Consider the following 18935-nt stretch of genomic DNA (forward strand, 5'->3'; position numbering starts at 1 on the left):
ATGATAGCAAAATTGACTTATGAAGTTGAATGCCCGATGGACTGTGATAAGGAAGATTTTCTGAAGTGGCTGGAATTTCATTTAGGGGTTCCCGGTGCTTGTATCATGGAAGATAATCCTCTTTATGATAAAATGTTTAATCTGGATAGTTCTGAATTTGATAATCTGGAGGTAGTAGATGGATAGTTATGCTTCGTTTCGGTTGACGGATTGGGATTGGATCTCCAGATATAAAGAAAAGATGGGGACTGATCATTTTCGTGATTATGTAAATGGTGTTTACAGCGAATTGATGAAAATGAGAGTAGGGGGTGTGTTTTCTCTTGACAATGAAGTGAGAGAGGAGAATCGGGAACTCTTTATTAAGATTGTCTGCATGTTTATCTTAGAGGGTAACAGCGATTATGATTTTAGTTCGGATTATAAAACAATTAGGCGACATGAAAAAGCAACACTGGTCAGAAAGCCAAGAAAGCTTCCTTCGGGAGAACCTGGGGAAAAAGACATTGAATGAAATAGCTAAGGAGTTGGGTAAAACGGAACTTGCTGTTAAGTTATACATACATCGTAAGAATATTGTTTATCGTCCTTCTGTAAAACGTAATCTTGTCTTAGAATTGTTCCGGATTAAGCTAGTAAACCCGGAATATTTTGCTGTGACAAAGGAATTTCTTCGCGCTGTAAATATTAATCAGGTACGATTTTGGAAGTTATATCGAGGGGAGGAATCCCCTACTGATGCGGAGTATCTAAGACTAGCTACAACTTTGAAAGTTTCTTTACAAGAGGCATTTGAAGCCCGGCAACTAAGTTTGTTTAACGATAATATTAAAATAGATGATACCTCAAAATGTGATTGAAAGCATTATCAGTGCTACTGATATTGTCGATGTGATTAGTGATTACGTAAAACTGCGTAAAGCCGGTGTAAATTATAAAGGCGTATGTCCGTTTCATGGGGATAAAGATGCGAGCCTGGTCGTTAGTCCTGCTAAAAATATTTGGAAATGTTTTGGTTGTGGTAAGGCTGGAAATGTGATCGGGTTTGTCATGGAGCATGAAGCACTGTCTTTCTTCGAAGCGGCTAAGTTGATCGCATCCAAATATAATATAACAGTTCCGGAACGAGAACTGACAGATGAAGAAAAAGTAAAGGCTAAAGAACGTGAAGCACTGCAGATCTGTTTGTCGTTTTCCGGAGAATCCTTTATTTCACAATTAAAAGAAAAGGCACCGGCGGAGTATCTTAGAACTCGACATATTGATCCGGAGATACTTTCTATGTATGGTGCAGGATATGCACCGGCCGGTTATTCTTGGTTGGCTAATGAGGCAAGGCTAAAAGGTTATGATCTATCAATTTTGGAAAAGGCAGGGCTTGTTTCCATTAAAGAGAACGGGAAGGTGTATGACCGTTTTGTGGATCGGATAGTGTTCCCCTTTTACTCTTTGTCCGGACAAGTAATAGGCTTTACCGGTAGAGCTCTTGGGACAGACCCACAGTGTAAGTATCTTAATTCTCCGGAGACCTCTCTTTTTCATAAAGGCAAAACGCTATTCGGCATATATCAGGCACGGCCCGAGATCTCAAAGGCTGATAAATGCTATTTGGTTGAAGGGCAATTTGACGTTTTATCCTTTGTTCAGTACTCGCTTTCTAATACAGTATGCGGAAGCGGTACGGCATTAACATTGGATCAGGTACGGATGATTAAAAAATTTACCCGTAATGTCACGGCAATTTATGACGGGGATGCTGCTGGAATGAAAGCATCTGTCAGGAATATGGATATTCTTCTGGCTGAAGGAATGAATGTTCGCGCCGTATTGCTTCCGGATGGAGAAGATCCCGATAGCTTTGCTCATAAAATGGGTAAGGATAAACTGACTAAATATATCAAGAAAAATGAAACAGATTTCATATCCTTCATATATAAGGCTTTTGAAGGTGAAATGGATGATCCGATACGAAAGACAGAAGTACTTCGTGTTATTGCCCAGAGTATTTCTGTTGTTCCGAATAAACTGCAACGGCAAGCATTTATAACATCGCTAGCTGAAAAGTTTAAGGCTGATGGTGAGCTGATCACTTCACTAGTGGGAGAGTTGCAGGCGATGGGAAAGAAAGAAGCTCCGAAGCAGTCGGAAGATGTCGGTTTTACCGGTTTGGAGGATGCTGCCAAATTGATCGGTACAGATGGCAAGCAGATAACAATCACCTGGTCGATCGAACGCTTTACTGAGAGTTGGGGAGAGCGTCCAACAGTTTTAGTAACCGGAATACCCGGAGTACCGGAAATACAGGAACTTCGTAGAGTCTCCTCTGTGATCCGCTGCCGTGATCGTTTTACAATAGATAAAGATACTGTTCAGGAACCGGTAGAACTTACATTTATCCGATCCCTCACTTGTACCGGCTTTACAGTTAGTATGAGCCGATATATAAAATCGACAGAAATGTATGTTGATGATGAAGGAAAGGATAGGAGGAAAACAGTAGAGACGGAAAAAGAAATTGGTTTTAATGAATACTATGTCGGTCTGTACAGTGCTTTCAAAGATGCTCCGGAAAATCAAAAGAAGATTGCACTTGAACGATGTGCTGAATTGATCTCTTATGCCGATGCGACAACGCGGGCGTTCCAAGCTACTGACTATGCTCGATTGTTAGGGGTTACAAAAACCGCCCTCGAACATGTACTAAAGCCTTATCTGGATATTCGTAAATCAGCTGCTCGATTTAATAGTGATGCCCTGCAGGTAGATGGTGCCTCATTAATGTTTGATCCTTCCAAATTGCCTGATTATGTAGAAGATGATCCGGAGATAAACCGTTTATGGAAAGCTTATCAGTTCTTCCCTTATGTTGATAGGGGTGGGAGAAAAGTTGCCTATATATTTGCAAATGGAAAGAAATCATTCATGCGAGTCGGAAACTTTTATATTGAACCCTTGTTGCATGTGTATGATAAGGAGAGCCAGGCTAATAAGCGTATCGTCCAACTTACTCAAGCAAATTATCCATACCCGGTCTTCATGGAGTGGATTAGTGCGGAAATGATTACATTGCAAACATTTCGGAAGCGGTTGTGGGAGGAAGGAGATATAAATTTCAGTAATGGAAACCAAAATCATTTGGATCTGATCATGGATAGCTGGGCCGGTAAATTCAAAAAGTGCTATGAGCTCCGTATGTTTGGCTGGTATGACGAAGGCTTTTTCGCTTTTAGTAACGCGATTGTGCATGAGATCGACGGGAAGCAACAGTTACAGTATGTCTCTGATTTAGGGCTTGTTGAACATAATAAGCAATATTATTATATACCTGCTTTTTCAAAAATCTATGCCAGCGAACGTCGGGATAGTGACCGTTACTTTTTGGATCGCTTCATTAAATATCGGGAGCCTAAAAAGAAAATTGACTTTAAACGCTGGTCTACCTTGATGAATGAAGTTTATACATTGAACAACAACGGGAAATGGGCTATCTTGTATTCTATTATGAGTGCTTTCCGTAGCGATATTTATAATGTTCGCAGAACATTTACCGCTTTGTTCTTTATCGGGCCTACCGGTTCCGGTAAATCTCAGGTCGGTTATTCGATTCGGTCGCTGTCAATGCCGCCGGATACACCGACATTTAACCTAAATTCCGGTACTCCCGCCGCGCTGTTTTCTTGGCTTGAACGTTATCGGAATATTCCAATAATGCTTGAAGAATACAATGACAGGGATATCAATCCGGTAATCTTCCAAGCGTTGAAATCTGCTGTCTATGACGGAGAGGGAAAGCAGAAGCGTAAGGATGCTGTAAGCAAGGAGATTGACAGTAGTCAGGTAAACGCAGCACTGGTTATAATGGGGCAGGAGAGTCCCCAGCAGGATGATAATTCACTGGCTAACCGTTGTATCATTTGTGATGTCCCGAAGCGTGACGATCGAACGGAGCAAGAAGAAGAAATCTTCAATGAATTGAAAGCCTATGAAGAAAGCGGACTACATAGCGTGCTACTTGAAATACTTGCCTGCCGGCAATCTCTGCTTGATAATTACGTAAAAGTCTATGGTGAAGTATTCAAAGAGTTGAAAGATAATGTTCGTGTATTAGTGACGAACACCGATGGATTATCTCGTATCTTAGAAACTGTATCAATGTTCCTGGCTGTATGCAAAATAGTAGAAGAACATACTGTATTACAGCTACCATTTACGTATGAAGAGTTCTTCCGGATCGCGGTAGAAAAAGTAGCTAAACAGGTGGAATCGATCAGTACATCAAATAGAATGTATAATTTCTTCAGTAATATTAATTATCTTATTGATACAGGTAGTATTATGCCTGGTCGAGATTACAAGATTGAGGTACCGGTTAAACTTACTCTTAAAACAAAGGGTAAAGATACAGAAATAAGAGTCCTAGATCCGGCCGATACTCGCGTTTTATATTTATATGACTAATATTTATCCGATGTACGCTGCACTGGCAAGAAATGAAGCCTTGTCACAGCAATCGTTGAATACTTATTTTGAAAGTAATGAGTCTTATATCGGTCGTGTCCGGTCTACCCGTTTTCGGTGGCAGGAAGTGAAAGAAGTTCCGAAAGGTGATATCGCTACCGGGATAGATGGGGAAATGATCACAGATAATACCATGAAACGGATCATGACCAACAAAGAAAGTAATACTTCCGCTGTCACGTTTAATTATGACAAACTGAAGGAACTGTTGGATATTGATTTTGAGAGAGAAGAAAGGATTGAAGAAAAGGAGGAAACGCCTTCTTATCGTTTTTAGATACTGATAGTATTTTAAAATCCGGAGAACCGGCTTTATGGGATAGAACTGTCTTTGTTGGATGAGACAATACGGATCGATCAACCCTGGGAAGCCGGTTCTCCCTTTTTATATATTTCCCCCCGCACCCCCCTAACCTTGAAAAAGAAATAAAGGAAGTTTTGCGATTTTGAAATGAAATCTTTGTTTAAAAAGCGACCAACAGACCAACAGACCAACAAGCGCAAAACGATTTTGAAATACATAGAATATAAATATATAATAATCAATAATATATATAATAATAAACAGGATTGTTCTCTGTTGGTCGTTGTTGTTTTAGTTCTATTTTTGTTGGACGCTGTTGGTCGAGTAGGTTTTGTTGGTCGTTGACGCCATGACCAACAAAAGTATTTTTCTGTTGGTCGCTTTTTTCTAATTATAATTTGTTATATGGTTGAAAATTAGTAAATTAGCGTTGTTTTTGCTCATCCTTGTTGGTCTGTTGGTCTGTTGGTCGCAAAAACATACATATTTATAGAGTAAAAAATAGCGAATTGACGGTCTAATTCTTCAAAATTGATATGGTAACTATAAAGATAAACATAAAAAAACACTTGGAACAGTATCTTCGTGGAAAATTCAACGGTTGTCGTGATGGGGCTATTGTTTTACCCGATCACTTAGATTTGTACCATGTGCTATTTGATTTGATGTCACGACGGCCGGAGGAATGCCCTTTGGATTGTGGTACGTTTGAAATTGCTTTGCCAGACCGGAGGTGTGGTAAAGATCCTGCCTATTATAATTATTTGAGCGAACGATCTCAGAGAATATTTGAACGTAAGGTTGAAGTGATGTTTTTTGCAGAGATACATGATTATGCAGATGCTAAGAAACACATCGAAGGAGTTGAGTATGCTGAAAGTATTTTTCGTTTTATGCGAATTTATGATATTACGGAGATTTCTGAGGATGCCCTGCTTAAGAATTATTATCGGTGGCGGAAGAAGGTACGAAGGGATAGTAAGAAACGATCGTATAATAGATGTTAAATCTATCTGTATTTTACTCCGACCAAATGCATTGATTTGTCCACTTTGGTGACAAAATGTTGACAAAAATGGCTAATGATTGATTATCAATTAATTATAGTTTGTTATGGCTGATAATATGGGTGGCATTTCAAATGCCTGGTTTATTTTCTCTACGAAAGTGGAAAGAGTAGTTGAAACAGAGCTATCTGCTTCTGTTATTTTAAAGTCCGGAAATGATTGGATGCAGATTAAACCGGGACGTTATGGAGCGACAGTGAAGGTTGATCCGCAGGATTCCGAATCAGGTATGCTCTATAATATTACTGTAACAATCCAGATTCCAAAGCAGAATCTGGATAATGATGGTATTGAATATTGTAAACGATTGAATCGGTTGACTGCTGTAATGAAGTATCAAAATTATAATGGGGACATTTTTGTACTCGGTTCCCCGCGCTTTCCTCTCAGATGCCGGTTTGAAATTTTACATCCATCTAGCCCGGGGGGATTTTCTGGGTATAAATTAACAGTAACGGGAAAACAGCTTTCGCCACAACTACTTTTGAGCTAACAAGTCCTTTATACCTTATATATATAGGTATATCATTGCACAAAAAACAGTGATATGCTTTATTTGCACAATATTTTAGGGGGAGTTTGGTTTGTCGAAGAAACCTTCGCTGCAAACTATCTTCCCCTTGTTACATCTTATCTCACTACTCCGATTGCTCTTACCGGCCATCCGCGTAACGCTCTTCAGGAAGAAGAACGCACTGGTGATAACTCTGTACAGTTTGCTGCCGTTAAGAACGGAGCCTACCAAATCAGCGATTATGGTGGATGGAGTGCTCCGGAGGATGCCCCGAAGAACTCAATAGCCATCATAAGTATTAATGGTGCAATCACCAAATACGATCAGGATTGTGGGCCTTCGGGTATGTTAACCAAAGCGAATCTGTTGGCGCGTTGTTATGCCGAGGATAATATCAAGGCCATCGTTTTGAACATTGATTCGGGCGGTGGTGAAGGTATGGGGTGCCGGATATTGCAGGAAGCGATCAGCCAGCGAAACAAGCCGGTAGTTGCTTTTTGTAACGATTTTGTAGCATCTGCCGCCTATGGTATTGCTGCCTCATGTGATCGGGTGGTAGCAAATTCGACTGTTTGCCGAATCGGATCTGTTGGTACTTATATGACGATTGTGGATGCTAGTAAGCGATTGGAAAATATGGGTGTCAAACTGGTTGAAGTGTATGCAACCAAATCGACTGACAAAAATCAAGAATTTTACAAAGCTATACAGGGTGATACAGCCCCTCTCAAAAAGGTGTGTGATACCTACAACGAGAATTTTATCTCCAGTATCGCGAATGCGCGTGCTGGAGTGATTGACGAAGATCAGAGCACCTGGGCTACCGGTAAGATGTTTTTTGCTCCTGAAGCGATCAGCCTGGGGATGATTGATGAGATAGATACTTTTGAAAATGTACTTAATTATTTTAATACATAGTAATTTATGAAGTGGTTGAAAGATGATGCGTATAACGCAATGAAACAGGCTGCTGACAACTGGAACAAGCTTCTTAATCAGGTTCTGGGGGATGCTCCGGAAATGAAAGTGGAAGAAGTCACAGTTGAAGTATTGCTTGAAGCATTTGAGAAAGGCAGTGCGGATGCCGGGTTGCAGGAACAACTGGCTACTGCACAGAATGAATTGAAACAGAAGAACCAGCAGGTTGAACAGCTTCAATCTGATCTGGCAGAACTAAAGGGGACACCGGTTACAAAACAATCGGAAGCTAAGGTTAATAATGAACCGGGAGCCGGAGCAGAGGACATCAAAGACTTTGCGGAAAAGCACGACGGAGATACGCTTGCTATCATGGCTAAAGCGCAGGAAACAGGATTTTTTACACATAAGTAACAGACATGGCAAAACAAGGATTGTTAGATATTGAAAAGCTGAAACGTTATGCTATTGATTATGACGGCGTACTTCGTACGTTGCCGTATTTCACGTTTCAGAAGTTCGCGGCAGACATGAAGCTGAACGTGATTGAAATAGAGAACGAGGATGTAATTACGAACGCCCGTCGCAAAGCCGGACATACTGGCCCATACAAAGCAGGTGCAGAAATTAATTATCCGAATGAGATCGGTAAGATTGTAGAAATGTCCATCAAACCGGAACTGACAGTTGCCCGTCTGAAAGATAATATTCTGAACTACTCAGAAAAGAAAATTCTTTCTAACGCTGGACAACGTGTAGATCACACGACGAAAAAACATCCGATGGAAAAGTTTGTAGTAGATAGCCACATTATCAGTCATTCTGAAGATGTGACTTTCTCCGCTTTTTTCGCTGAACGTAATGATAATGTATTCAGTCCGATGACATCATTTACCGGCTTCTTTCCGTGGATTGATCATTTTAAGACGACGAATGATATTAATATGGCTAATCGCAACTTAGTACGAACTGGCTTTTTCGCCGGTGGTGATGGGGTGAATGATTATGATCGCCTTGTTAACTTCCTTCGTGCAGCGCATCCGTTCCTGAAACGCAGTGCGATACTTTATTATTCCGATCAGGTCGAAATGATTTGTAAGGAAGCCTATCGTCAGAAGGTCGATGCTTTTGCCCGTCCATCGACAGAAGATTTCTGGAAGGCAGTCAAGGATGATGCAAAGTTCCCTGGTTTGCAACCCATTACGCATGAAGCTTATGGTACCGGTCATGCATTAATTCTGATCCGCCCAGGCATGATGGACTTTGGAGCAAACACACAAAAGGCAACCCGGTTTGTTCAGATCCGTGATATTTTCGAAGATCCGAACGAACTTCAGTTCTGGCTTCAGGCTGGTTATGGTACCCGTTTCCAGGATATTCATCAAAAAGTATTCCAGGTAAATGAATTTACCAATGAGGGAGTAGACTTAGCAGGTGATTATGTAACCGGTGCAGCTGTAACTGTAACCATTACATCTGCAGAAGCAGTTGAAGCTGGTGCCGAATGGAAATTGGGAGAGAATGGTGAATGGATGAAGAGTAATGATACTTTACTTGGTGTTCCGGATGGTACACATACCATCTACTATAAAGAAGTGACAGGCTATACAAAACCAGAAAACGGTAGTGTGACAGTTGCTGAAGGTAAAGACTTTACTGCGTCTGGTATTTATACCAAGTCCTGATAACTAATAAGGAAGGGCATTCGTGCCCTTTCGTTTGTTTTACATAATATATACATATACAATGAAAAATATCAATAAGATTCTAGCGTTGTTGTTCTTTATCGTACTGATATGTGCCTTTTGTGTGCCTGATATGTCAATAGAGGGTGTAATGTGTGCCGCATTTGCTCCGGTATTCTGGCCGGCTGGATCAGATAATATGGGGGGATATAAAGGACGTGTAGCCTTTATACCTGAAAGTAGTGTAACAAAAGTACCTGCTTTACCGAAAGTGCCAAAAGAGGTGGCCGATTTTGTAACGGCAGAAGGTGCTTTTACTTTCGTTAAGAGTGGTGATAAACCTACACCTATCTATGCAACTCGTGCCACGGTAGGTTATAAAGCAGAAATACAGGGAGAAACGGACTGTAAAAGCTATAAGATTACCGGCGAGTTCTTCCATCCGGGTAGTAAAATCGATGCGGCCGCTTTTGCCCGTCAGATTTGTAATACTCCGGGTTATCTGCTTATTGAGAATGATGAACATCAGCAGTTGATCGGTCAGGAAGGTTATCCCTGTATGGTTACAGCTTCTTTCGATGGGGGGAAAGCTCCTGCCGATAAACGCGGTTGGTCTTTCACCTTTGAGGCTGACAGTGTAGCACCAATGATCGTGATGGGTACTCCTGTCGACCTTTCCGAATTGTTTACAGGAGTAGCTTCTACTCCGGAAAATCCTGGTTCTTAATGGAAAAGATAACATTACAAAACTGGTTAGCCAACCGTCAGCGTAGATATGCAGACGGTGTGGCTCTCTTCCGTTCTTTAGCTCCGGAAGAAATGAAAAGTAAATACCTTTCGTTTTTTAGTGAAGTTTCCGACGCACCTCAGTTTGATAACCATTACACAGTACTGGTTAATAAACTGACATCCATTACCCGCATGGCAGGAGCTAGACCGCAAATGATGGCGGTTGAAGTAGCTGCAAAAACGATGGTCACGGCTGTTGCCGTTGCGAAAGCTGCTGATGCAAAGGCGAATGAAGTACTAGGTGACAAAGTGCTGAAGGAAATACTGGTAAAAGAAACAGAATTGTTTGCCCTTCAGGACAAAATCACTGCTTTGGAAGATGATAACGAGGATAAATCGGAGGAAATAGCCGCTTTAGAATCCGATTTGGAAGAAGCACAAGAGGAACTACAAGAGTTGCAGGATCGTTTGGCCGTACTTCGTCCGGGTGCAAAGATTGTAACTTATACATCCTTGCCGGATAATATTCGTTTGATCTTTGATCGTGTTCGCTATATTACCCCGCTTTATGCTTCTCTTTTTACTGAGATGCAAAATGAATCACTCACTCCGGAACAACGGGCACCTATTGCCAATCAAGTACATGATCTTTGGATAGAGCGCGCCGGTTTATGGGATCAGATTGATGCCTGGGCAGAAGGTAAACATGTTGCTTTGAAACTTCAAGAGAAACGGACTGAAGAATTACCGACCGATCAAGTTCTAAAGGGGATGCAGATTGCAAACCGTATCGAGCGACTGAAAGAAAATATACGTCGTACGGAGGTGTCTATTTCCAATCATGACAAGAATGGAAAAAAGAACCTAAAGCAAAAAGCAGAGCAGCGTCTGGAAGTGTATCGCAAAGAACTGGCTGAACTGGAAGGTATGAAATAATGAGTGCTAAGGCTTTTGAAGAACTGCTCACTGCTGGATTAGATTTAGGAGTGAAAGGTTTTCATCATAAAGGAGAATGGGCAATACATGAAGCATTGACTGTTCTCCTTTCTCGTACAGGGCCAGCCTGCGTGATGATGGAGACGTTTAATGTGTCTGAAGATGTACTTCGACCTATGTTCTTTGAGGTTGAAAAAGGGAATATCACAGATTTACGGATGATCCTGGATATGAATGTGAAAAGGCATAAGCTTGAAATGTTGCTTTTTGCTGCCGGAATAACAACCGATATTCGCCTTGCTTCCTGCCATGCAAAAGTTTTGTTGATTAGTAATGAACGTTACCGTATAGGTATAGTAGGTAGTGCAAATGCAAATCAACCTGTTCGTTACGAAGCGGGTTTCTTGTTTTCTGATCCGGGATTATTCTCGTTTTTTGAATCACAATTTAATCAGGTGTTTAACGAAGATTCGATACCATTTGAATGGAACTCACAGTAGAACAATTAAAGGAACTGGAAGAAATGTCGTCCGCACTGTTACCGCCTTCGGAGATTGCAATTTTAATTAATATCCCGGCTGATCAGCGCGGTTTGTTTTGTGAAATATGCAAAACACATAAGTTATCTCCTATTTATTCAGCTTATCAAAAAGGTAAACTGAAGACAAAATATGAATTGCGTAAAACGGTTGTCAAATTGGCAAAGGCGGGTTCACCTGCAGCCGAACCACTCGCAGACAAGTATATACTTGAACAATTATCAAAAGAATAATGGCAAAGGAACTTACATCATACGATAAGATTGAAATGGTCTTGTTCAAAGGTCGGGAAGATGCAGCTCAATTTCTTTCCGATCGAGAGATGCAGCAAAAGGAACGCTGGATGCTGTGTGTGTCAAAGTTATTGGAAGATCCGGTTACTCAGGATAAAGATCTGGTAACATTTCTGACCGGCGGGTGTGGTGGTTCTTGTTATCCTGTTTCGCCGGCTACTGCTTATCGGGATATTGCAGCTATTAAACGACTAGTTGGAAATATTCAACTAGCGAGCAAAAACTGGTATCGCCATATAATTATTGAGTCGGCAAAAGAAGGTATTAAAATAGCCAAAGATGCAAAAGATCCGAAGGGCATAGCCGCCAATGCAGACAAGATTGGTAAATATACCAGGGCTGATAAAGAAGATGATGAAATTGATCGTACCGGCTGGCAGCCGCCAGTGTTTGAACCTTCAGATGATGTTACCTTATTAGGTGATGAATTTAAACCTATCCCGAACTTGGAGGATGAACGTAAAGCATTCCGGGCCTTATTTAAAAATGATCGTGATATAATTGATGTAGAACCGATAACCGATGGTACTAATGACTGAAGCTTTTGTCAGGAAAGGACAGGACATACAACAGAAGTTCTTTAACCGTATGCAACGCATGGGAATGGCTATTGCTGCTCATGATGAGTATTGGGTATGTTCACGCGGTACAGGTAAATCTGAGGGACTGGATGCGCGATTTATACTCCGAAATGTTTGGGCTATGCCTGGCAGTACTGGAGCGTTGATATCCCCGTCTTATGCTAAAGCTTGGGGCAATACCTTACCTGCTATCATTCACGCTTTAGCGGAATGGGGATATGTCGAAGGTGTACACTTTTTTGTAGGTCGTAAAGCTCCTCAATCAGTCAATTTTGGTAAACCAAAACGATCACCACTCCGTGATGCATGGGGAAACTGTATACATTTTTGGAATGGAACAGTCATGGTTGTTCTTTCTTTTAGTCAGGGAATGTCAGCTAACTCCATGTCGCTTGATTGGGTTATAGGGCCAGAAGCTAAGTTTTTAGATTATGACAAAATCAAAACAGAGGTCAATCCGGCCAATCGTGGTAATGTGCAAGATTATGGTCATTGTCCCTGGCATCACTCTGTAATGTATAGTACTGATATGCCGACTGTGAAATCTGGTCGCTGGATATTGGATAAGATAAACGAAATGAACCCGGTTCATATCAACCTGATCCGAAATCTATACCGAGAAATGAAACTCACAGAATGCTTTCCGGAGCAGAATGAATATACAAGACGTAAGTATAAAGAATTACGACGTGACTTGATGCTTGCAAGAAGATATCAGCCGCCAGTAAAGCAAACCAGAGGAAAGACACGTGAATATACTGTGTATTATGGAGAATACGATATATTCGATAATATGGAGGTTGTAGGTAAAGACTATATCTGGCAAATGTACCGTGACTCTCCAACATTGGTATGGCGTACTGCCTTTATGAACGAGCGCCTGTTCCGCGTGGCCAATGGCTTTTATTCTGGATTGGGAGAACACCACTTCTATACACCAGGTGACACGCGGTATATGGGGAGTATGGGAGCGGACTGGAATAAGCTACAAACAGCCGGTTGCCTGGCCGATGGTGATCTCGACATGGATGCCCCGCTTATTATCGCCTTCGATAGTAACTCCGCTATCAATACCGCTTGTGTGTGTCAGGTGCAAGGTCGCCAGCTGCGAACGTTGAAGAGCTTTTTTGTTAAGACACCTGCAAAACTGGAAGAGTTGGTGCGCCAGGTATGTGAGTATTATAAATACAAAATCAAGCGTGATATTATATTCTTCTATGACCATACATTTGTCTGGACTACCGGTAATAATGCTGAGTCCTACAAAGACACTATCATTCGTGTGCTGAATGAATATAGATGGGATGTGACAGATGTTTATATAGGTCAGACCAGCCGCCATGACTGGCGACATGAACAGATAGACCGTGCATTAAAGAATGATCCGGATCTACTCTATCCTGTATTCAATATGTACCACAACGAGTTTTTAAAATTGGCAATGGAACAGACAGCCGTTAAGGTTGGTAAGAACGGCTTTGAAAAAGATAAGAGCCCGGAAGCCACCGAAGATAGTCCTGATGCACCGGACGAATACAAGACACACGTTACTGATGCCTGGGACACGGCTTTTGTTGGTGCAAACTTCTTTATGCCGGATCTAGCGGTTGCAAGTGGTGGCATCATCTTTTTACATTAAATCGGTAGGCGCAATTCATGCGCGATCCGTTTGAGGGCGGCAGCAGATAAGGTGAAAAATCGAATCTGCTGCCGCATTTTTTTTGGAGGGCGTCGCGTGGTCTGTTGCCAGACAATGAGAAAACTACGTTTTCCCATACCCCCTTTCCTTTTAAAAGTCAATTTATTGACTTTTTTCTTGTGAGAATACCGAGAGAAACTGCCTGAATTTATCGTTATTGATATAGGCTCTAAGGTAGCTTGTTTCTCTTCGGCTCCACTGGGGGAAAGGACTTTGTCCTTTATATCAATCAAACATCCCGGCATCTTTGCAGAAAATATTGATCACGATGATAATAGAAACATTTGCCCCGATCGTGGAGCGTATTTTGGTGAAGCTTCAGGGAGTTCTTAATTCTTCCTGGGGATGGCTGATGAGCTTTGCTGCTTTTTTGTTGAACTTCATGGCACCGGTTAAATATGCTTTCGCAGCTATGGGGTTGGCTATATTGATGGATATGGCTTTCGGAATGCTTTCGGCCAGAAAACAAGGTAAATTCCTGCTTTCTCAGAGTGGGAGAGATACACCGGCAAAGGTTATCGTATATGGTGGTTTTATGCTGGTTGTGTATGCCACTGAACGGATATTTGGTGATGATGCTTCGCTATTAACAAAAGGAGGGTGCGCTCTGGCTTGTGCATGTGAACTGTGGAGTATGTTAGGGAGTGTATTGATTATTTGGCCCAAAATGTTGTTTCCGAAGTTACTGAAACTACAACTTCGGGGAGAAATAGAATCGAAATTAGGTAAGAACATCAGTAATATTTTAGATAAGGAGGATAAAAATGACAAAACAAGCCAGGGGAATCCGGAACAATAATCCGGGTAATATCCGTAATTCGGAACGTAACGACTGGAAAGGCGAAGTATCAAAAGCTGATAAGAAAGATCAAGTTTTTGAAGAGTTTGAAACAATGTCAGATGGTGTACGGGCCATGATGAGACTGTTACAGAAATATCAGCGTTCGTATAATCTGCATACAGTTAAAGAGATCGTGGAACGCTGGGCACCACGAAATGAGAATGATACAGCGGCATATGTGCGTACAGTTTGTAAGGAAATGCAGATGCCGGAATGTTGCGGACTGGATCTTACTGATAAAGGAACCATGTGTGCTTTAGTGGATGCAATGTGTTATGTGGAGAATGGAGTGCATATTGATATGGCTGATATTGAAGCCGGTTGGGAGAAAATGTGAATGAGGTATTGTATTTATGAACTTCCTTTTGGATGGTAATAACATGAAATATGTACGAATACTTACGATTTCCGGAATTTTGGTTGCTTGTTTGCTGGGTTGTGCTGTTCGTCGTTCTGACGGTGTACACGATAGTGAAAAATCGCAGGAACGAAATGAGCTTGTTTGGCTTACAGCTCGAACTGATGCGAAGATTACCGCCACCACCACCGTCGTCGACCGGTGGAGAAATCTTCGGATACACTGGAAGGATTACGATCTTAGCAAGCCCCCCGATCAGAACGGGAACTATCCCGTTAAAAATGAAGGATGGGCAGAAGGTAGTGAGCAGGAATCTCAAAATGAAAAGTCCGATATATCGGAAAATACGAAAGAGGACTCGAACGGTAAGGTTAAAACGGATCGGGAGACAAGCTATGAGAAAACAGAGAATACGGATCTGGATATTAAAGCCGGAACGCAGCCGCTCTGGTGGTGGCTGATCGGCGTGTTGATGGCAGTGGCTGGTTTAATTTATCTGTGGTGGAAGTATGGAAAAAAGGATAAAACAAAGTGATGTCTGGGATGTGATGCAAACGAAGGATGAACGGGGACGCTACAAGATGTTTTCTTTCTCGTATGTGCGGTTGAATGAGAGTCGGGAGGGCAATGGCTCACCCGGCTCTATTGAACACTATGAAGCGGCTGTATTCAGCTCGATACATGCAAAAGGAAGTACGGTGAATATCCGAATAAAAGGAGAACGGTTCCCGCGTAAATTTGTGCGTTGTATGATCATCCGGATTAATGGTAAAAAAATATATGCGTAATGGCTCGGAAACATGTATATGAGTTTGGCAATACCGCATTCCTTCAGGGAGCCGGTGCTGCTGTCGTAATGACGGAAGATGTCGGGTTTCTGGAAGATAAAAAGTTTACGGTTACTACCGTAATTCCAGCGAAAGGTTCGACAGTAGCCAAGAAAGAAATAGATTTTGTTCCGTTCGGTCATGATAATAAATTACCGCTTATTATCATGAAGAAAATACACGAGAACACGATCGTGGGAAGTAATATTGAGTTTAAATCTAACATGGCCTACGGCGATGGCCTTACAGTATTTCGCAGAACGAAAAGCGAAGGAGAGATTAAGATCGACGAATTGCTACCTGACGACGCTCCGGAAATATTTCAATTCCTGTCTGATAGCAATTATATGAGAGTCATGCAGGAGGTTGCTGCCGACCTGGTCGTGTTTGGAGATGCTTTTGTACACTTATCCTTTGGAAAACGTTTAAAAAACGATAAACCGCGGGTTGTACAGATATGGCACCGAGAAATGTGTTTCAGTCGGATAAGTAAGCAGGATGATGTTACAAAACGTATCGAATATCACGGTTATTCGTCGCAATGGGGAGAGCAGAGTGCTCCGGATGATGTGATAGTAACCCGGTTGCTTGATCGAAAATCACCTCTTTATGATTTGAAAGTTCGTACAGGACTGGCAATTAATCCTGATACCGGTGAGAAGGATGATGAAGGAGAAAGCGGTTATACTGTCAGCCTAAATATGCCGGTTCCCGGTCGATATTATTACAATCGACCGTACTGGTGGAGTATTTTCCTGGATTGGTACGAGTTCAGTTGTGCTATACCGAAATTTAAGAAAGCCCTTTTGAAGAACCAGATGGTATTGAAATATCATGTGTCGATCAATATGAGTTTTTGGCCGAAACTCTATAAATCTGAAGGTATTACTGATGCAGAAGCTGATAAACAAGTTGCTTGTAAAAAGAAATTTTTGCAAAACCTGAATGACTTTCTTTCCGGAGAAGAGAATGCGGGCAAGAGTTTTGTTTCGCATTTCCAGTATGACCGGATCAATAAATATGAGGAAAATGATATTATTATCAAACCGTTGGAGTCGTTTATTAAAGGAGGCGAATACATTGAGGACAGCGAGGAGGCTACAAACGTGATTTGCAACACTATGGCGGTACATCCGTCGCTAAAAGGTGCATCACCCGGCAAGTCAAAGAATATAAATGGTACTGAGACCCGTGAGTTATTTATCATCGCACAGGTGTTGTTTAAACCGCTTCGGGATATGATGTTATTGCCGCTTTATTTAGCCAAAGAGATCAACGGATGGGATAAAAACATTGAGTTCGGGGTTAAGAATATCATGTTGACCACGCTGGATAAAAATACGGGATCGGAAAAGAGTATTGGAAACGAAAAAGTCTAAACCATGATACAACAATTTATAAAGACGATTGATGATTTGAGACAGACTGTAAAAGTAAATGCTTCGCTTACTTTTACGGTCATGGTCCCCTATCTGGATGATGCTTATGATAAGTATATTCTTCCTTATTTGGGTGAAGCATTAGTTAAAAGGTTATCTGGTAACTCGGATAATACCAGCGATTTAAAGCTTTTCGTCTTGGTCGCCCGTGCATTAGGTCCATTAGCTTTATCGCTGGCCAGTCCGGAACTGGGGGTGTTAATTGGTGACAGTGGCCATACTGTAACACGCAATGATAAATTGACTGTTGCCAGCGACCAAAAGATTGCCAGGTCTGAACAAAGTATGCAGGAACGTGGGTGGAGAAATCTCGATCAGTTGCTCGAATATTTGACCGGTCATTTAGAAGAATATCCAGAGTGGAAGGATAGCCGGTATTATAGCCGAATGGCTACCGGCAGGTATCTGAACACTGCAAAAGAGTTTCAGGATTTTGGAAAAGTAAATATCAATTACTCACAATTGACATTTGAACACTTTCGGCCGTTGCTGGATGCGCTTGAAATGAAGTTGCAGCGGTGGATCGGCCGGGCATTGGATAAATCGTTACGTGAAGAGTTGATAACGCCGACTGATCCGGTACGGCAGGAGCTTATAGAATATATCCGTGTCTGGCTGGCCATGAATGTGGCGAAACTGCATACCAGCCAGACGACCCGTGTTCAGCGTACAGCAGCCGGACAACTGGAGTTTAATCCGTTTATCTATCCGCTTTATGCAGATCCGGTAGATAACGGCAATTTCTATGCTGAACAGGTGACCGCGATGGAAGCAATGATAACGGATTTTATGGTTGCAAATGCTATTGATTTGGGTATACCGGCACCGATGACGTTCGATTTTAATTCAAAAGACAAGCACATATTCGTATTATGAGAAAGATTACAATTAAAGGAAAAAACTATTTTGTTCCTGGGGATTGGAACGAAATGACGGCGGAGCAACTTTGTTTTCTTGCTGTCATATTAACGCAACGGTGTACGGTGCAGGAAGCTAAACTGAAAATGTTGCTGTTCTGTCTGAGGGGGCGTATTCGTGCATATCGTAGAGCGACCGGCAATGGTTATGCTGTTTCTCTTCCTGGCATGAATGTTTATCTAACTCCTGAACAACTGACAGTATTAAGTGCTGTGTATGATTTCCTATTTTGTGAGACTGATAAAGGGTGTGACCTGGATATCCGTTTAACCCGGAATCCGTTCCCTGTCTATGTTTTGAAAGATCGGACACTGGCCGGTCCGGAGGATGGTTTGACAAATGTTAGTTACGGTCAGTTTATCATGTTGCAGAGCTGGCAGCAACAAATGAAGAGTGATTTCAATACGGCACTGGATAATTTTCTATCTGTGATTTGGAAAGATGGCAATTTCACTATATCTGAGGATGGACCGGCGGACCTTTTCAAAGAGGTAGATCCGGCAGTGAAAACCGTTATGTTTTGGTTTTTTCTGGGTAGTATGCGTTTTATTCAAGAGAAATTTTCCCGTGTGTTTCCCGGTACTGGCGATAGTGGCGGGGGAGATATATTCGATATACAACAGCGTATTGTTGATGAAATGGCATCCGGCGATGTAACCAAGAAAGAACAGGTAAAGCATTGTTTGCTTTACGATGCGCTTTACACACTTGAAATGGCGATCGAGAGAGACGAGAAGATGAAACAAAGAAATAAATAGTTTGAGTTACT

Annotated in this window: 24 protein-coding genes; 23 read left to right on the forward strand and 1 reads right to left on the reverse strand. The window is 41.7% G+C overall.

The features are described from left to right. From C825_RS09010 to C825_RS09085, 16 genes are all read left to right on the forward strand, one after another. A complete protein-coding gene (locus C825_RS09010; protein ID WP_007654404.1) occupies positions 1–186 on the forward strand; it encodes a hypothetical protein in 186 nt (61 codons plus the stop codon). After that, positions 179–514, forward strand: coding sequence for a hypothetical protein (locus tag C825_RS09015; protein ID WP_147452900.1), 336 nt, complete (start codon positions 179–181; stop codon positions 512–514). The genes C825_RS09010 and C825_RS09015 overlap by 8 nt, the downstream gene beginning before the upstream one ends. Beyond that, positions 441–860, forward strand: coding sequence for a hypothetical protein (locus tag C825_RS09020; RefSeq protein ID WP_007654399.1), 420 nt, complete (start codon positions 441–443; stop codon positions 858–860). The genes C825_RS09015 and C825_RS09020 overlap by 74 nt, the downstream gene beginning before the upstream one ends. Next, entirely contained in the window at positions 838–4458 is a 3621-nt protein-coding gene (gene dnaG, locus C825_RS09025; RefSeq protein ID WP_010802231.1) for a DNA primase, read from the forward strand. Before C825_RS09020 ends, dnaG begins: the two co-directional genes overlap by 23 nt. After that, entirely contained in the window at positions 4451–4795 is a 345-nt protein-coding gene (locus C825_RS09030; RefSeq protein ID WP_228100010.1) for a hypothetical protein, read from the forward strand. The genes dnaG and C825_RS09030 overlap by 8 nt, the downstream gene beginning before the upstream one ends. A gap of 563 nt (positions 4796–5358) precedes the next feature. Next, positions 5359–5829 (forward strand): hypothetical protein, encoded by a 471-nt coding sequence (locus tag C825_RS09035; RefSeq protein ID WP_007654394.1) that lies wholly within the window; start codon positions 5359–5361, stop codon positions 5827–5829. A 106-nt stretch (positions 5830–5935) separates the two neighbouring features. Continuing rightward, on the forward strand, positions 5936–6382 hold the full coding sequence (locus C825_RS09040; RefSeq protein WP_010802233.1) for a hypothetical protein: 447 nt from the start codon (positions 5936–5938) through the stop codon (positions 6380–6382). Positions 6383–6436: 54 nt separating this feature from the next. Beyond that, entirely contained in the window at positions 6437–7321 is an 885-nt protein-coding gene (locus tag C825_RS09045; RefSeq protein ID WP_010802234.1) for a S49 family peptidase, read from the forward strand. A 6-nt stretch (positions 7322–7327) separates the two neighbouring features. After that, positions 7328–7735, forward strand: a complete 408-nt coding sequence (locus C825_RS09050) for a hypothetical protein (protein WP_010802235.1) — start codon at positions 7328–7330, stop codon at positions 7733–7735. Positions 7736–7740: 5 nt separating this feature from the next. Beyond that, the gene (locus tag C825_RS09055; protein WP_010802236.1) at positions 7741–9006 is read left to right on the forward strand and encodes a hypothetical protein; all 1266 of its coding nucleotides are present in this window, start codon (positions 7741–7743) and stop codon (positions 9004–9006) included. A 61-nt stretch (positions 9007–9067) separates the two neighbouring features. Further along, positions 9068–9733 carry a hypothetical protein gene (locus C825_RS09060; RefSeq protein ID WP_052334418.1) on the forward strand — a complete coding sequence of 222 codons (666 nt, stop codon included), beginning with the start codon at positions 9068–9070 and terminating at the stop codon, positions 9731–9733. Next, a complete protein-coding gene (locus tag C825_RS09065; RefSeq protein WP_010802238.1) occupies positions 9733–10671 on the forward strand; it encodes a hypothetical protein in 939 nt (312 codons plus the stop codon). The genes C825_RS09060 and C825_RS09065 overlap by 1 nt, the downstream gene beginning before the upstream one ends. Next, complete coding sequence (locus C825_RS09070; RefSeq protein WP_010802239.1) at positions 10671–11171, forward strand: phospholipase D-like domain-containing protein; 501 nt, start codon at positions 10671–10673, stop codon at positions 11169–11171. Before C825_RS09065 ends, C825_RS09070 begins: the two co-directional genes overlap by 1 nt. Next, positions 11156–11443: a hypothetical protein gene (locus tag C825_RS09075; protein ID WP_010802240.1), complete on the forward strand. Its 288-nt coding sequence runs from the start codon at positions 11156–11158 to the stop codon at positions 11441–11443. Before C825_RS09070 ends, C825_RS09075 begins: the two co-directional genes overlap by 16 nt. Next, positions 11443–12042, forward strand: a complete 600-nt coding sequence (locus tag C825_RS09080) for a hypothetical protein (RefSeq protein ID WP_010802241.1) — start codon at positions 11443–11445, stop codon at positions 12040–12042. Before C825_RS09075 ends, C825_RS09080 begins: the two co-directional genes overlap by 1 nt. Next, complete coding sequence (locus C825_RS09085; protein ID WP_228100009.1) at positions 12026–13723, forward strand: hypothetical protein; 1698 nt, start codon at positions 12026–12028, stop codon at positions 13721–13723. The genes C825_RS09080 and C825_RS09085 overlap by 17 nt, the downstream gene beginning before the upstream one ends. Here C825_RS09085 and C825_RS09090 read toward each other — a convergent pair. Continuing rightward, a complete protein-coding gene (locus C825_RS09090) occupies positions 13720–13860 on the reverse strand; it encodes a hypothetical protein (RefSeq protein WP_154278280.1) in 141 nt (46 codons plus the stop codon). The genes C825_RS09085 and C825_RS09090 overlap by 4 nt on opposite strands. Positions 13861–14051: 191 nt before the next feature. On the opposite strand from C825_RS09090, the gene C825_RS09095 reads away from it, so the two are divergent. From C825_RS09095 to C825_RS09125, 7 genes are read left to right on the forward strand one after another with little or no spacing between them, the layout of a single operon-like run. Next, on the forward strand, positions 14052–14582 hold the full coding sequence (locus tag C825_RS09095; protein ID WP_010802243.1) for a phage holin family protein: 531 nt from the start codon (positions 14052–14054) through the stop codon (positions 14580–14582). Continuing rightward, entirely contained in the window at positions 14548–14961 is a 414-nt protein-coding gene (locus C825_RS09100; protein WP_010802244.1) for a hypothetical protein, read from the forward strand. The genes C825_RS09095 and C825_RS09100 overlap by 35 nt, the downstream gene beginning before the upstream one ends. Before the next feature lie 43 nt (positions 14962–15004). After that, positions 15005–15517 (forward strand): hypothetical protein, encoded by a 513-nt coding sequence (locus C825_RS09105; RefSeq protein ID WP_010802245.1) that lies wholly within the window; start codon positions 15005–15007, stop codon positions 15515–15517. After that, entirely contained in the window at positions 15492–15770 is a 279-nt protein-coding gene (locus C825_RS09110) for a hypothetical protein (RefSeq protein WP_010802246.1), read from the forward strand. The genes C825_RS09105 and C825_RS09110 overlap by 26 nt, the downstream gene beginning before the upstream one ends. Further along, positions 15770–17188 (forward strand): hypothetical protein, encoded by a 1419-nt coding sequence (locus tag C825_RS09115; RefSeq protein WP_010802247.1) that lies wholly within the window; start codon positions 15770–15772, stop codon positions 17186–17188. The genes C825_RS09110 and C825_RS09115 overlap by 1 nt, the downstream gene beginning before the upstream one ends. A 3-nt stretch (positions 17189–17191) precedes the next feature. Further along, positions 17192–18124, forward strand: coding sequence for a DUF6712 family protein (locus tag C825_RS09120; RefSeq protein ID WP_010802248.1), 933 nt, complete (start codon positions 17192–17194; stop codon positions 18122–18124). Next, the gene (locus C825_RS09125) at positions 18121–18924 is read left to right on the forward strand and encodes a hypothetical protein (protein WP_010802249.1); all 804 of its coding nucleotides are present in this window, start codon (positions 18121–18123) and stop codon (positions 18922–18924) included. The genes C825_RS09120 and C825_RS09125 overlap by 4 nt, the downstream gene beginning before the upstream one ends. Positions 18925–18935 lie beyond the last annotated feature (11 nt).

This window comes from Parabacteroides sp. ASF519 (genome assembly GCF_000364265.2).
Lineage (GTDB): Bacteria > Bacteroidota > Bacteroidia > Bacteroidales > Tannerellaceae > Parabacteroides > Parabacteroides goldsteinii.